At 73.9% G+C, this 12,259-nt stretch carries 13 protein-coding genes and 1 pseudogene; 4 read left to right on the forward strand and 10 right to left on the reverse strand.

Annotated features, from left to right (window positions below; genetic code table 11):
- Positions 1 to 25 precede the first annotated feature (25 nt).
- The 7 genes from E1182_RS11735 to E1182_RS11765 form a co-directional block, all read right to left on the reverse strand.
- Positions 26 to 436: a DUF2809 domain-containing protein gene (locus E1182_RS11735; protein ID WP_132264002.1), complete on the reverse strand. Its 411-nt coding sequence runs from the start codon at positions 434 to 436 to the stop codon at positions 26 to 28.
- Between the two features lie 41 nt (positions 437 to 477).
- A complete protein-coding gene (locus E1182_RS11740) occupies positions 478 to 819 on the reverse strand; it encodes a hypothetical protein (RefSeq protein ID WP_132264004.1) in 342 nt (113 codons plus the stop codon).
- A 42-nt stretch (positions 820 to 861) separates the two neighbouring features.
- Positions 862 to 2,049, reverse strand: a complete 1,188-nt coding sequence (dinB, locus tag E1182_RS11745) for a DNA polymerase IV (protein WP_132264006.1) — start codon at positions 2,047 to 2,049, stop codon at positions 862 to 864.
- A 54-nt stretch (positions 2,050 to 2,103) separates the two neighbouring features.
- Positions 2,104 to 2,628, reverse strand: coding sequence for a GNAT family N-acetyltransferase (locus E1182_RS11750; protein WP_132264009.1), 525 nt, complete (start codon positions 2,626 to 2,628; stop codon positions 2,104 to 2,106).
- 70 nt (positions 2,629 to 2,698) lie between these two features.
- Positions 2,699 to 4,273, reverse strand: a complete 1,575-nt coding sequence (locus E1182_RS11755; protein WP_132264011.1) for an FMN-binding glutamate synthase family protein — start codon at positions 4,271 to 4,273, stop codon at positions 2,699 to 2,701.
- A gap of 45 nt (positions 4,274 to 4,318) precedes the next feature.
- On the reverse strand, positions 4,319 to 4,735 hold the full coding sequence (locus tag E1182_RS11760; protein WP_371687539.1) for a VOC family protein: 417 nt from the start codon (positions 4,733 to 4,735) through the stop codon (positions 4,319 to 4,321).
- A 70-nt stretch (positions 4,736 to 4,805) separates the two neighbouring features.
- Positions 4,806 to 5,435 carry a TetR/AcrR family transcriptional regulator gene (locus E1182_RS11765; protein WP_132264013.1) on the reverse strand — a complete coding sequence of 210 codons (630 nt, stop codon included), beginning with the start codon at positions 5,433 to 5,435 and terminating at the stop codon, positions 4,806 to 4,808.
- Positions 5,436 to 5,641: 206 nt separating this feature from the next.
- Here E1182_RS11765 and E1182_RS11770 point away from each other — a divergent pair, with 206 nt between their 5' ends.
- Positions 5,642 to 6,520, forward strand: coding sequence for a virginiamycin B lyase (locus E1182_RS11770; RefSeq protein WP_132264015.1), 879 nt, complete (start codon positions 5,642 to 5,644; stop codon positions 6,518 to 6,520).
- A 37-nt stretch (positions 6,521 to 6,557) separates the two neighbouring features.
- Here the strand turns inward: E1182_RS11770 and E1182_RS11775 are convergent, their stop codons facing one another.
- From E1182_RS11775 to pip, 3 genes are all read right to left on the reverse strand, one after another.
- Complete coding sequence (locus tag E1182_RS11775; RefSeq protein ID WP_132264018.1) at positions 6,558 to 7,394, reverse strand: endonuclease/exonuclease/phosphatase family protein; 837 nt, start codon at positions 7,392 to 7,394, stop codon at positions 6,558 to 6,560.
- Positions 7,395 to 7,505: 111 nt separating this feature from the next.
- Positions 7,506 to 8,522, reverse strand: coding sequence for a phosphotransferase (locus tag E1182_RS11780; RefSeq protein WP_243706181.1), 1,017 nt, complete (start codon positions 8,520 to 8,522; stop codon positions 7,506 to 7,508).
- Between the two features lie 59 nt (positions 8,523 to 8,581).
- On the reverse strand, positions 8,582 to 9,529 hold the full coding sequence (gene pip / locus E1182_RS11785; RefSeq protein ID WP_132264020.1) for a prolyl aminopeptidase: 948 nt from the start codon (positions 9,527 to 9,529) through the stop codon (positions 8,582 to 8,584).
- Positions 9,530 to 9,576: 47 nt separating this feature from the next.
- Here pip and E1182_RS11790 point away from each other — a divergent pair, with 47 nt between their 5' ends.
- The 3 genes and pseudogenes from E1182_RS11790 to E1182_RS11800 all read left to right on the forward strand — a co-directional run.
- Positions 9,577 to 10,077, forward strand: a complete 501-nt coding sequence (locus tag E1182_RS11790; protein ID WP_132264023.1) for a MarR family winged helix-turn-helix transcriptional regulator — start codon at positions 9,577 to 9,579, stop codon at positions 10,075 to 10,077.
- Between the two features lie 167 nt (positions 10,078 to 10,244).
- Positions 10,245 to 11,900, forward strand: a complete 1,656-nt coding sequence (locus E1182_RS11795) for a serine/threonine-protein kinase (protein WP_243706182.1) — start codon at positions 10,245 to 10,247, stop codon at positions 11,898 to 11,900.
- An 8-nt stretch (positions 11,901 to 11,908) separates the two neighbouring features.
- Positions 11,909 to 12,259, forward strand: a pseudogene (locus tag E1182_RS11800) (hypothetical protein); the annotation flags it as partial.

Below are 12,259 nucleotides of genomic sequence, written 5' to 3' on the forward strand. Positions count from 1 at the left end.
TCGTGAGTGTGCAGGCGCGGCAGGGTCATGGTCGGTCCGGGACGGTGTCCCTTGACCTCGGCCGGGGCAGTGCGGTGTGCAACGCCACCAGCGGGATGACCCCGACCGGATACCAGGCCAGGTCCACCGGGTCGAACTGCGCGCCCAGCACCAGTCGTGCCGCTGGGCTCCACGCCGACATCGCCGCCGGGACGCCGGTGAGCTGCGCGCACTCCACCGTCCAGCAGAACCCGACGGCGACCGCTCCGACCAGCAGCGGTGCCATGCGGGGTCGGAGGAAAAGCACCGCCGCCCACACCGACGAGGCGTACAGAGCGGTGCCCGAGTGCTGCCGCGGCACCCCGTGGTCGACGGCCCGGATCACCAGGCCGAGGGTCACGAACAGTGCCGCCGCCACCGCCGCCAGCAGGCGCAGCCGTCGCGGCGTGATCGGCACCCCCGGATGCTAGCCGCCCACCACGCCGAGCGGGAAACCGGTCAGGCGACCCGGGGAGCCGGCACGACTGGTAACGCCACCCGACGGGCTGCATCCGAGACGTCGCCGGTCTGGACGACCTCCGTCGCCTCCGGTGCCACCTCGCCCTCGACCGTCGTGCCGGCCGGCGGCACGCCGGCGGCCTCGATCATCTCCAGCAGCGCCCGCAGCCGGCCCGCCTCCTCGACGGCCAGCCGGAATGACCCCCGGCAGACGGCCCCGCGCCACAGCGACAGCACCACGGCCGACCGCTCCGGGTGGTAGCTGACCCGCATCATCCGATCGTCGCCCCGCAGATCGGTGAACAGGTCACCAACACCGGGCATCGGCAGCACCTCTCCCATCCACCAAGGATGCCCGAGGCGCGGTACCGGGGAAAGGTGGCGTCAGTCGGGCAGGCGGGGCATCTCCACCCCGGGAGCGCGGCCGAGCAGCGTGGCCCGGGTCAGCGCGGCGGCGCCGAACCGGTTGCGTACGGCGTCGACGGCCGCGTCGAGTTCGACACCCGGGTCGGGTGCGAACGGCAGCTCCGGCTGCACCGGGGCGTCGTCGAGGTTGCCGACCGAGAGCCCGACCAGGGTGACGCCCCGGCGGTCGATCTCCGGCAACGCGGCCCGCAGCAGCGTCCGAGCCGTGTCGAGCAGGGCGGCGGTCTGGGCGGTGGCCTTGCCCAGGGTGTGCGAGCGGGTGGCCCGGGTGTAGTCGGCGAACCGCAGCCGCAGTACCACCGTGCGGCCGGACCGGCCGGCGGCCCGCATCCGCCGGGCCACCCGGTCGACCAGGCCGGACAGGAGCGCGTCCAGATCAGCCGGGGTCCTCGGTCCGCCACCCAGCGCGTGCTGCGCGCCCATCGACGACCGGCGGCGGCCCACCTGCACCGGCCGGGGATCCCGGTTGTGGGCCAGGGCGTGCAGATGCCGGCCGGCGCCGCCACCGAGCAGCGACACGCACGTCGCCTCGCCGAGACGGGCGACCTGCCCGACGGTACGGATGCCCCGCTCGCGCAGCTTCGCCGCGGTGACCGGGCCGACGCCCCACAGCCGCTCCACCGGCAACGGGTGCAGGAAGCCGAGCTCGCCCTCGGGCGGCACCAGCAGCAACCCGTCCGGCTTGGCGACCCCACTGGCCACCTTGGCGAGAAACTTCGTCCGGGCCACCCCGACCGTGATCGGCAGGCCGACCCGCTCGCGGACCTCCGCCCGCAGCCGTACCGCGATCTCCAGTGGCGGGCCCACCAGCCGGCGCAGCCCACCCACGTCGAGGAACGCCTCGTCGATGGAGAGCCCCTCCACGACCGGAGTGGTGCGCCGGAAGATCTCGAACACGGCGCGGCTGGCCGCCGTGTAGGCGGCCATCCTGGGCGGCACGACGACCGCGTCCGGACAGAGCCGCCGGGCCTGCCGCCCGCCCATCGCGCTGCGCACCCCGCGCGCCTTGGCCTCGTAGCTGCACGCCAGCACCACGCCGCCGCCGACGATGACCGGCCGGCCGCGGAGCCGGGGGTTGTCGCGCTGCTCCACCGACGCGTAGAACGCGTCCAGGTCGGCGTGCAGGATGCTGGCCTCGGTCGACACGAACACATGTTCGCATGCCGCGCCGCTATCGCCGCGTTGACCTGCTCAAACGCCCTACAGGTCGAGGAATGGCGCGGCGTACGCGAACGCGCCGCGGATCTCCGGACGCCAGGCCGCCAGCGGGCGGGCCATGAAGTACGGCGGCTCCCACGGCCCCGGTGGGGTCACGCCCAGCTCGACCGCCGGCCGGAACCCGAACCGCGGGTAGTACTCCGGATGCCCGAGCAGCACGACCAGCGGCACGTCGAGGGCGTCGGCGGCGGCGAGCACGGCGTGCATCAGCGCCGAGCCCACCCCGTGGCGCTGCCGTGCGGGCAGCACACCGAGCGGGCCGAGACCGACGGCGACGGGCTCGCCGCCCACGGTGCCCCGGGTGCCCACCACATGCCCCACGACCTGGCCGTCGGGGTCGGTGGCGACGAGGGACAGGGCGGGCAGCCAGCCGGCGTCGGCGCGCAGGGCGTCGACCAGGGAGGCTTCGACGGGTACGCCGTCCGGCGCGCCCGACCGGGCGAAGGCGGCGGTGTGCACGGCGTGGATCGGCTGGATGTCGGCGGGGGTTTCACGTCTGATCAGCATCGAACCGGGATCCTGCCGGAGACGGCGGGTCGGCGGCCACGGGTTTTCGCAGACGGCGGGGGAGAGCGGCTCAGCCGACGGCGGTGGCCGACGGGGGAGCGCTGCCGCCCTGAGGTGCCTCACCGGTCATCAACGCGACGATCTCCGCCTGGTCGGTGGCCGACGGCAGACCCCACCCGGGCCGGTAGCCGTAGACCTCGTGCAGCGGCCTGGACGAGGTACGCCCGTCGAGAATCTCCACCGTGTCGGTGTCGATCAGCCCCGGGTGCGGCACCCCGCACGCCTCGGCCACCTTCACCAGATCCCGCCGTAGCGTACGCACGTAGTTGGCGGCCCGTACCGACTTCACCGTCGGGTCCAGTCCTCGGGCCAGCCACCGGTTCTGGGTGGCCACCCCGGTGGGGCAGGTGTCGGTGTGACACTTCTGCGCCTGGATGCAGCCGATCGCCAGCATCGCCTCCCGACCCACGTTGACCATGTCGCAGCCGAGCGCGAACGCGACGACGGCGTTGTCCGGCAGGCCCAGCTTGCCGGCCCCGACGAAGACCACGTCCTGGTGCAGCCCTCGCTCGGCGAAGGTCCGGTAGACGCGGGCGAAGCCCTGCTGGAACGGCAGTGACACCGAGTCGGTGAAGATCAGCGGCGCGGCGCCGGTGCCGCCCTCGCCGCCGTCCACGGTCACGAAGTCCACGCCGCGTCCGGTGTCGCGCATCAGTGTGGTCAGCTCCTCCCAGAAGGCGAGGTCGCCGACGGCGGACTTGATGCCCACCGGCAGGCCGGTCTCGGTGGCGAGCAGTTCCACCCAGTCCAGCAGGCTGTCGCAGTCGGAGAACTCGGCGTGCCGCGACGGGCTGACGCAGTCCTCGCCCACCGGGACGCCCCGGGTTTCGGCGATCTCCGCCGAGACCTTCGCGGCGGGCAGCAGCCCACCCAGGCCGGGCTTCGCGCCCTGGCTGAGTTTCACCTCCAGCGCCCGCACCGGTGCCCCGGCCACCAGCTCCTTGAGCCGGCCCAGGTCGAACCGGCCCCGCGAGTCCCGGCAACCGAAGTACGCGGTGCCGAGCTGGAAGATCAGGTCGCCGCCGTGGCGGTGGTACGGCGACAGCCCGCCCTCACCGGTGTTGTGCAGGCAGTCCGCCAGCGCCGCGCCCCGGTTCAACGCCGCCACCGCGTTGCCGGACAGGGATCCGAAGCTCATCGCCGAGATGTTGACCACCGACCGCAGCCGGAACGCCCCCGCCCGCCCGCGCGCCCGGCCGAGCACCTTCGCGGCGGGCAGGCGTACGTCGTGGCCCGCCTCCGGAGCGGACGGCGGCACGGCCCGGCCGAAGGTGCGGTGCTTGATGATCGGATAGCCGGGGGTGTACTCGACGTCGTTGTCCGTGCCGAAGCCGAAGTAGTTGTTCTGCTGCTTGGCCGAGGCGTAGATCCAGCGCCGCTGGTCGCGGGTGAACGGCCGCTCCTCGTTGTTGCCGGCGACGATGTACTGCCGTAGCTCCGGCCCGATCGATTCCAGCAGGTAGCGGGCCCGCCCGAGCACCGGGAAGTTGCGCAGCAGCGCGTGGTCGCGCTGGACGAGGTCGCGGGCGGCGAGGCCCGCGAGAGCGGCGGCGACGACGGGTACGGCTCGACCGGTCCACTTCATGCCCGGCACTCTTTTCCGGTTCCGCCGCCGGTCAAACAGCCCTGGTCAGCTCGGCGACTGGCTGATGTTGACCATCCAGGGGGTGCCGAAGCGGTCCGTGCACTGCCCGAACTCGTCGCCCCACATCTGCCGCTCCAGCGGCATGCTCACCACCCCGCCGGTGGAGAGCCGCTCCCACCAGCGGCGCAGCTCGTCGGCGTCGTCGCCGCTGAGGCAGACGCTGTGCGCGTTGCCGCGCCGCAGTTCCATGCCGGGCGGCATGTCCGCGGCCATCAGCACGTGCCCGCCGGCGGTGCGCAGCATGCCGTGCATGATCTGGTCGGCGAAGGCCGGGTCGTCGGTGCCGAACTCGCCGAACGTGGTCAGCGACAGGTCACCGCCGAACACCTGCTGGTAGAACTCCATCGCCTCGCGTGCGTTGCCGGCGAAGTTCAGATATGGGTTGAGCTGCGACGCCACCATGCCTCCTCGTTGTCGACGACCGTGGCCATCGTCGCACCGAGAGGTGCCGTGGCGGGGCTGGACCCGCTGGTCAGGTCACGACGAAGGCACCTGCCCGGGCGGCGACCGCCGCCGCCCGGGCCGCCTGCACGGCGCGGGCCGGGTCCGCGTCGGCGCGCAGCAGGAGCAGTTCGTGATAGACCGGCGCGGTGGCCGCGACCAGCAGCGCGTGGGCATCCGTGCCGGCGGGTGCCTCGCCCCGGTCCACCGCCCGCCGGACGACCACGGCGCAGCGCTCGTACCGGTCGGCCCAGAAGGCGCTCAGTGCGGCCGCGGCCGGCGGGGAGCGGAACGACGCGGCGATGAGCGCCCCGGTCAGTGGTGGCTCGGCGGTCAGCGCCTCGTGCACCTCCAGGTTGATGGCCGCCAGGTCGCCGGGCAGCGAGCCGGTGTCGCGGGGCTGCCAGTCGTCGCCGGTGGCCTCGGCGAGCACGTCGGCGAGGAGCCCTCCGACGTCGCGCCAGCGCCGGTAGACGGTCGTGCGGTGCACCCCGGACCGCTCGGCGACCGCGTCGACGGTCAGGGCGTCGTAGCCCCGCTCGACCAGCAGGGTGGTGACCGCGTCGAGGACCCGGCGGCGTACCTGGGCGCTGCGCCCGCCCGGCCGCCGGGACGGGCCTGGCGGGTCGGTGAGAGGGGTTGTCGGCGCGGGCGGATCCATGCCAAGATCTTATCGCAACTGATGTCGCTTTAAGGAGCTTGCCTGCTCCCTAGGGGCTCACGGCCCGCGCCCGGCGCGTCGCCCACCACCGACCGGGCGGAGACCCATGCCCACCCCCGATCGGCGTCCACCAACGGATCCGGCGGATCGGACCCGGGTGCGGGTCGCCTGCTCACTGCGTCGCTGACCCGTTGAGAAGGAGCGTCATGCCACCGATCGTCACCGAACTGCCCGTGGCCGGGCTGGGCGACGGCCCGTACGCGATCACCGTCGGCCCCGACGGCGCGCTGTGGTGCACGCTCGTGCACGCCGGGGCGATCGTCCGGCTCGCCCCCGGCGGCGACCTGCGCCGCCACGACCTGGACGACCCGGGCTGCGGGCCGGCGCTGCTCACGGCCGGCCCCGACGGTGCGCTGTGGTACACCCGGATGCGCGACCACCGCGTCGGCCGGCTCGCCCCGGACGGCACGGCGACCTCGTGGGCGGTGCCGGCCGCCGGCCCCTACGGCATCACCGCCGGCCGCGACGGGGCGTTGTGGTTCACCGAGATGGCCGCCGACCGGATCGGCCGGATCACCACCGACGGTGAGGTGTCCCACGTCGAGCTGCCCGTCACCGGCGGTATGCCGTCGATGATCGTCACCGGGCCCGACGACGCGCTCTGGTTCACCCTCAACCAGGCCGACGCCGTGGGCCGGGTCACCCTCGACGGCACAGTGGAGGTCCACCCCCTGCCGACGGTCGGGGCCGCGCCGGTCGGCGTCACCTGCGGCATCGACGGGGCGCTCTGGTTCGTCGAGATCGGCGCCGGCCAGGTCGGCCGGATCACCGTCGACGGCGAGGTCCGCGAATATCCGCTGCCGGACCGGTCGGCCCGGCCGCACGCGATCGCCGCCGACCCCGCCGGGGGCTGCTGGTTCACGCAGTGGGGCGGCAACCGGGTCGGCCATGTCACCGCCGAGGGTCGGATCGAGGAGTATCGGCTGCCGACGCCGGCCTCGGAACCGCACGGGATCACCGTCGCGCCCGACGGGGTCGTGTGGGTGGCGCTGGAGACCGGTGCCGTCGCCCGCGTCACCCGGTGAGCCGTGCCGGGGCGCGTCGCGTGGGAGGACCCGCCCGCTACCGGTCCGGATCGTGATCGACGGTGAGGGCGGCCAACAGCCCGGGATGGTCGGTCGTGCCGTTCATGCCGATCGGCCGGCGGCCGTCGACCGTGATGTCGGTGGTCACCACGATCTGCTGCACGCCGCCGTCGTCGACCCGCCGGTGGCCCGGGGGCACACAGGTCCGCACGTCGGGAGAGCCGCCGTCGCGCAGGTTCAGGTCGCCGCCGAGCACGGTGGGCAGGTATCCGGTGCGGCTTCGGATCTGCGGGACGACGCGGTCCATGAGATGGCGGCACTGCGCGAGGGCGACCGCCCGGTCGAAGGCGGCCAGGTGCGTGGTGCAGGCGTGGGCGACCCCGGGGGCGTGGATGCAGAGCCAGGCGCGCAGCTCGGGATCCCTGACGTCCTGTACCGGGTAGGTCCCGCTGAGGACCGTGTGCTTGACCTGCGGCACCGCGAGATGTGCCAGCAGCCCGATGCCGTACGGCTGCCCGTTGTGGCACCGGGTGACGTCCCCGCTGGGGCGGTCACCGGCGGCCTGGAACGCCGCCACGACCCTGCCCTCGGGGTGGACGCCCGCCAGCACGCGCTCCAGTGTGGGCACGTCGTCCTGGCAGATCTCGTTCAGCGTGACCAGGCGGGGTGCCTCGGCCCGGATCAGCTCGGCGGCCCGGGGCACCGCCCGGCCCGTGTAGCAGCCGGCACGACCGCTGTTGCACAGGTTCATCTGGAGTACGCCCAGCGAGGCCGAGCCGCTGCCGGCCGCCGACTCGGCCGGCAGCGCGGCGGCGGCGATCAGGCAGATGGCGGCCACGAGCCGCCGCAGCACGTCGTACGAGAAATCCGCCATGCACCCGCCCAGACTCGGTCGAGGCGAGTGTAGTCGGCGACCCGGGCGACTCCGCGCCGCTGCCGACGACAGGGGTGACACCGGAGAACGGGCACGGCTGTGTTCGAGCCGTCAATCGGTCGCGGTTTCGAGGTATCCGGTGAGACAGGCCAGTGCCGCGGCGGGGTCCTCTCCGTCTCCGTGCGGTCTGCGGAGGTCGTCGATGAAGGCGGCGACATCGGCGAGCGCCCACCACCGTCGGAAGAGGGCGATGCCGGCGGGATGGACGCTCCGGCCGGTCGCCTGGGCGTACCTGGCCAGCACCTCGTCGTCGTCGCCGGCCTGGCCGACACCGATCAGGCTGGCGAACGCCGTGGTGAGCAGCCACAGGTCCCGCTCCGGTGGGGCGATCTGCACCGTTGCCCAGTCGAGGAGCCGCGGCCCTCTCGGTGTCCGGATGACGTTGCCGGGGTGCGGCTCGCCGTGGGTGACCACCCAGCCCGGTGCCGTGGCACGGACGGCACCGACCAGGCGGTCGAAGTCGGCCAGCCACCGCTGGACCCGCCCGGCGTGGCGGGCCAGCAGGTGGCGGGCCGGCTCGGCGTGTGGTCCGCCGGTCCACGGCCGGCTGATCTCGCACAGTGCCTCGTGCAGCCGGTTGCGGCCAGGAAGCCGCAGGTCGGCCCGGGGGGCGAGGTGGGCGACCACGGGGGTGGCGCGATGCACCTCGGCGAGCAGGTAGACCATCTCGGCCAGGTCCGCACGCCGGTGCGGGCCGAAGTCGCCGGCGGTTCCGTCGAGCATCGGGAACGCCGACAGGGCGTACCGGGGGGTGAGCCGCCGCAGCACCGCGCCGTCGGTGGCCGGCATCGGCGGTACGACGACCTCGAGACCGGCGTCGCGGTGCAGGGCGAGTGCGGTGGCGAACGACCGTCGCAGACGGTCGAAGACGTCCTGCCGGGCGGCTTCGTCGGCGCCGAGGTCGTCGGCCTTGGCGAACCAGACGGTTCCGTTGCACTCGGTGACCGACCAGTGGTAGCTGCCCGCCCCCACCGGTAGGTACTCGGCCGAGCTCACCGCGAGAGCCCAGCCGTCGGTGAGTGCCGCGATCAGTTCGTCCCCGGTCAACCCCGTCGGCTCGTCACGCATGAGAGCCGATCCTGCCCGTTCGTCCCGGCGACCCGTAGCTGTTTTCCGGTCGGCTGTCGTCAGCCGGCGAAGCGGTCGCACGCCTGCCGCAGGTGTCGCCGGGTCTGCTGCGTGCCGAGGTGTCCCGCGCCCTCGACCACGATCAGTTCGGAGCCCGGCCAGGCGCGGTGCAGCTCCCACGCGGTGGTCAGTGGGCTGCCCAGGTCGAGTCGTCCGTGGATCAGCACGCCGGGGATGCCGGCCAACCGGCCGGCGTCGCGGATCAGTGCGCCCTCCGCGAGCCAGGCCCCGTGCGCGAAGTAGTGGGCGCAGATCCGCACCATCGCCGCGCGGGCTGGCGCGGGCCGGTCAGCGTACGGGGTGCCGACGCCCTCGGCCGAGACCACCGTGTCCTCCCACGCGCACCAGTCGTGGACCGCCCGGTCCCGCACCGCCGGGTCCGGATCCGCCAGCAGCCGGGCGTACGCGCCGACGACGTCGCCGTGCCGGTCGACGCCGGCCCCGGCGAGGAACCGTTCCCACTGCTGCGGGAAGAACCGGCCCACGCCCCGGTACAGCCAGTCGATCTCCGATCGCCGGGTGCTGGTGACGGCGGCGATGACGATCTCCGAGACCCGTTCCGGGTACCGCTCGGCGTACGCCAGGATCAACGTCGATCCCCACGAGCCGCCGTGCAGCAGCCAGCGGTCGACGCCCAGGTGAGTCCGCAGCACCTCCATGTCGGCCACCAGGTGGTGGGTGGTGTTGTGCCGCAGGTCGGTCATCGGGTCGGCGGCGTGCGGGGTGCTGCGACCGCAGCCGCGCTGGTCGAACAGGATCACCCGGTAGCGGGCCGGGTCGAACAACCGGCGGACGCCGGTCCCGCAGCCCGAGCCCGGTCCGCCGTGGACGACCAGGGCGGGCTTGCCGGCCGGGTTACCGCAGACCTCCCAGTACACGCGGTGGCCGTCGCCGACGTCGAGCATCCCCTGGTCGTACGGCTCGATCGGCGGATACCACTCGTCCATCGTCAGACCTCCCCGGCAGATGCGACAGTGCTGTTACATTACGGCACATGCCCTCCGTTCACGGCCCCGCGCTGCTCGGCACCCGGCTGCGTCATCTGCTCGAACTGCTCGACCGCGACGTGGCCGCGGTCTACGCCGACCTGGGCCTGCCCGGCTTCCGCCCCCGGTACACCCCGGTGCTGCGCGCCCTGGCCGACACCGGTCCGGCGGCCATCCGGGCGCTGGCCGTGGCCACCGGCGTCACCCACTCCGCCGCCAGCCAGACGGTCGCGCAGATGGCCAGGGACGGGCTGGTCACGCTCGTCCCGGGGGCGGACGCCCGGCAGCGGGTGGTGCACCTCACCGCGCGGGCCCGGTCGCTGCTGCCGATCCTGGACGCCGAGTGGGCCGCCACCGCGACCGCGGCCGAACGCTTCGAGGCCGAGCTGTCGTACCCGCTGAGCCGGCTCGTCGACGAGGCGGTCGCCGCCCTGCGCCGGCGTCCGATGCGGCAACGGATCGCCGACGTCGCGCCCCACCTCACCGCACCGGGGGCCGGCGTGGGCTGACCGGCGGCGACCCCGACCCGCGGGACGCCCGAACCGGTTCGTCGGCACGGCTGTCCGAACGCCGGGAAAACAACCGATGCGCCGATGGCCCCGATCATCGTCCGGGTGAGAATGATCAGCGTGCCACTGATCCTCGACCGCTCCCGGCAGACCGGGGGGACCGCAGCGTGACCGCCGACTGGCAGCTGTCCGGTTACACGCCCGTGCGCCAGCTCGGTGCCGGGGCGTCCGGCCGTGTCCTGCTCGCGACCCACGACGCGAGCGGCGTACCCGTCGCCATCAAGTACCTCAACAGTTCCGTCGGCGACGACCCGTCCTTCCGGTTGGCGTTCCGACAGGAGGCACTGCTGCTCGTCGAGGTCGACGACCCGCACGTCGCCCGGCTCTACGAGTACGCCGAGTCAGCGCTGGGCGCGGCGATCGTGATGGAGCTGGTCAACGGGGTGTCGCTGCGGCAGATGCTGCGGACGCACGGCCCCACCGAGCCGGAGGCGGCGCTCTGCGTCCTCAAGGGCTCCCTTGCCGGGCTGGCCGCCGCCCACCGTCGGGGCGTGGTGCACCGCGACTACAAGCCGGAGAACGTGCTGGTCGACGTCGACGGGCGCAGCAAGCTGGCCGACTTCGGCATCGCCGTGCAGGTCGGCCGGGGCGACGGCGCCTCGGTCAGCGGCACGCCCCGCTACATGGCGCCGGAGCAGTGGATCGGGGCACCGGCCAGTCCCGCCTGCGACATCTACGCCGCCACGGCCACTTTCTACGAGTGCCTCACCGGTCACCCCCCGTACGACGGTGGTGATCTGTTCACCCTCCGGGACCAGCACACCTACGCGCCGGTTCCGCTCGATCCGGCACCCCCGCCCGTGCACGACCTGCTGCGCCGCGGTATGGCGAAGCGGCCGATCGAGCGGCCCCAGAGTGCACACGCCTTCCTGGCCGAGCTGGAGCGCGCCGCCGTGGCCGGGTACGGTGCGCACTGGGAGCAGCGGGGCCTGCGACAGTTGGCCCGACGTGCCGCGCTGCTCGCCGCGGTGTTTCCGTTCCCCGACGGCGCCGGTGGCGCCACCAGCGTCGCGACCACGAGGGTCGGCCTGTCGCGGTTGCTGCCGCGACGCGGCAGCAACCGCGCCGCGCTGCTGGGCAGTGGACTCGTGGCGGCCCTGCTGCTCGGCGGGGTCGGCATCACCTTCGCCTCCCGCAACCCTCCCGAGCTGGCCCTCGTGGACGGCAAGCCCGCGCCTCGCGTCTCGGTGCTCGCCACGGTCGACCCGACGCTGCCGGTGGCGGCGCCACCCATCACCGCCGTGTCGCCGAGCCAGAGCCCGACCTCCACGCCGAGCCCGACCGGGCCGGCGTCGGCCAGCCCGCCGACCGTGCGGGTGCAGTCGGCGACCGCGACCCCCAGCCGGGACCGTACCGAGCCACCTCCGCGGCCGAGCCCTCCGCCGAGCACCAGTACGCCCCCGCCGGCGGACGTCACCGCGCCCGTCGTCGGCAAGCCGGACGTCAGCCCCACCGTCCTGTATCCGGGTGACTGCGTGTTCGGTGAGCAGTCCAGCACGGTCACCGCGACCGCGTCCGACGACCGCACCACCGCGGACGAACTGCGGCTGTTCCTTCGTTACCAGGTGGACGGTGCCGTGCAGACCGTGCGGATGACGAGCACGGGCGGTGGCGCCTTCCGCGGCACCTTCGGTGAGCTTCCGGCCCCGGAGTCGACCACCCGCATCCCGGTCGAGGTCGTCGCCGTCGACGCCGCCGGTCATGTGTCGGCCCCGGCCGGCCCGATGCACGTGTCGCTCCGGTCGGACTGCCCCATCGGCTAGGCGACCCGGTGCGACAGTTCCCAACCGAAGGGGGCGCCGGACCGACCGGACCGGGCGAGCCGACCGTGCACCTCGGCGTGCCTCACGGCACCGCCGGCGAGACGGTGCGGCTGGGCCCGGCCGGCGAGACCGTACGCCTGGGCCCGGCCGGCGGCCCCGGCGCGTCCGGCGAGACGGTGCGGCTCGGCGCGTCCGGCGAGACGGTACGCCTGGGCACCACCGGTGACACGGTGCGGCTCGGTGACGACCCGACCGGCTGGTTCGACGGAGCCGATCGCACCGTCGGCCTCGACGTGACCTGGCCGGATGCGGCTACCCACCCCGCACCGCCCGGCCGGCCCTGGGCCGGGTACCCGGAG

This window comes from Micromonospora sp. KC721, from assembly GCF_004348355.1.
GTDB lineage: Bacteria > Actinomycetota > Actinomycetes > Mycobacteriales > Micromonosporaceae > Micromonospora.

Excerpts from the sequence above, each read along its gene's own strand:
- E1182_RS11770 (WP_132264015.1), top strand. The coding sequence starts at position 5,642 with ATGCCACCGATCGTCACCGAACTGCCCGTGGCCGGGCTGGGCGACGGC.
- pip (WP_132264020.1), bottom strand. The coding sequence starts at position 9,529 with ATGGACGAGTGGTATCCGCCGATCGAGCCGTACGACCAGGGGATGCTC.
- E1182_RS11780 (WP_243706181.1), bottom strand. The coding sequence starts at position 8,522 with ATGCGTGACGAGCCGACGGGGTTGACCGGGGACGAACTGATCGCGGCA.
- E1182_RS11760 (WP_371687539.1), bottom strand. The coding sequence starts at position 4,735 with ATGGTGGCGTCGCAGCTCAACCCATATCTGAACTTCGCCGGCAACGCA.
- E1182_RS11740 (WP_132264004.1), bottom strand. The coding sequence starts at position 819 with ATGGGAGAGGTGCTGCCGATGCCCGGTGTTGGTGACCTGTTCACCGAT.
- E1182_RS11750 (WP_132264009.1), bottom strand. The coding sequence starts at position 2,628 with ATGCTGATCAGACGTGAAACCCCCGCCGACATCCAGCCGATCCACGCC.
- E1182_RS11790 (WP_132264023.1), top strand. The coding sequence starts at position 9,577 with ATGCCCTCCGTTCACGGCCCCGCGCTGCTCGGCACCCGGCTGCGTCAT.
- E1182_RS11755 (WP_132264011.1), bottom strand. The coding sequence starts at position 4,273 with ATGAAGTGGACCGGTCGAGCCGTACCCGTCGTCGCCGCCGCTCTCGCG.
- E1182_RS11775 (WP_132264018.1), bottom strand. The coding sequence starts at position 7,394 with ATGGCGGATTTCTCGTACGACGTGCTGCGGCGGCTCGTGGCCGCCATC.
- E1182_RS11765 (WP_132264013.1), bottom strand. The coding sequence starts at position 5,435 with ATGGATCCGCCCGCGCCGACAACCCCTCTCACCGACCCGCCAGGCCCG.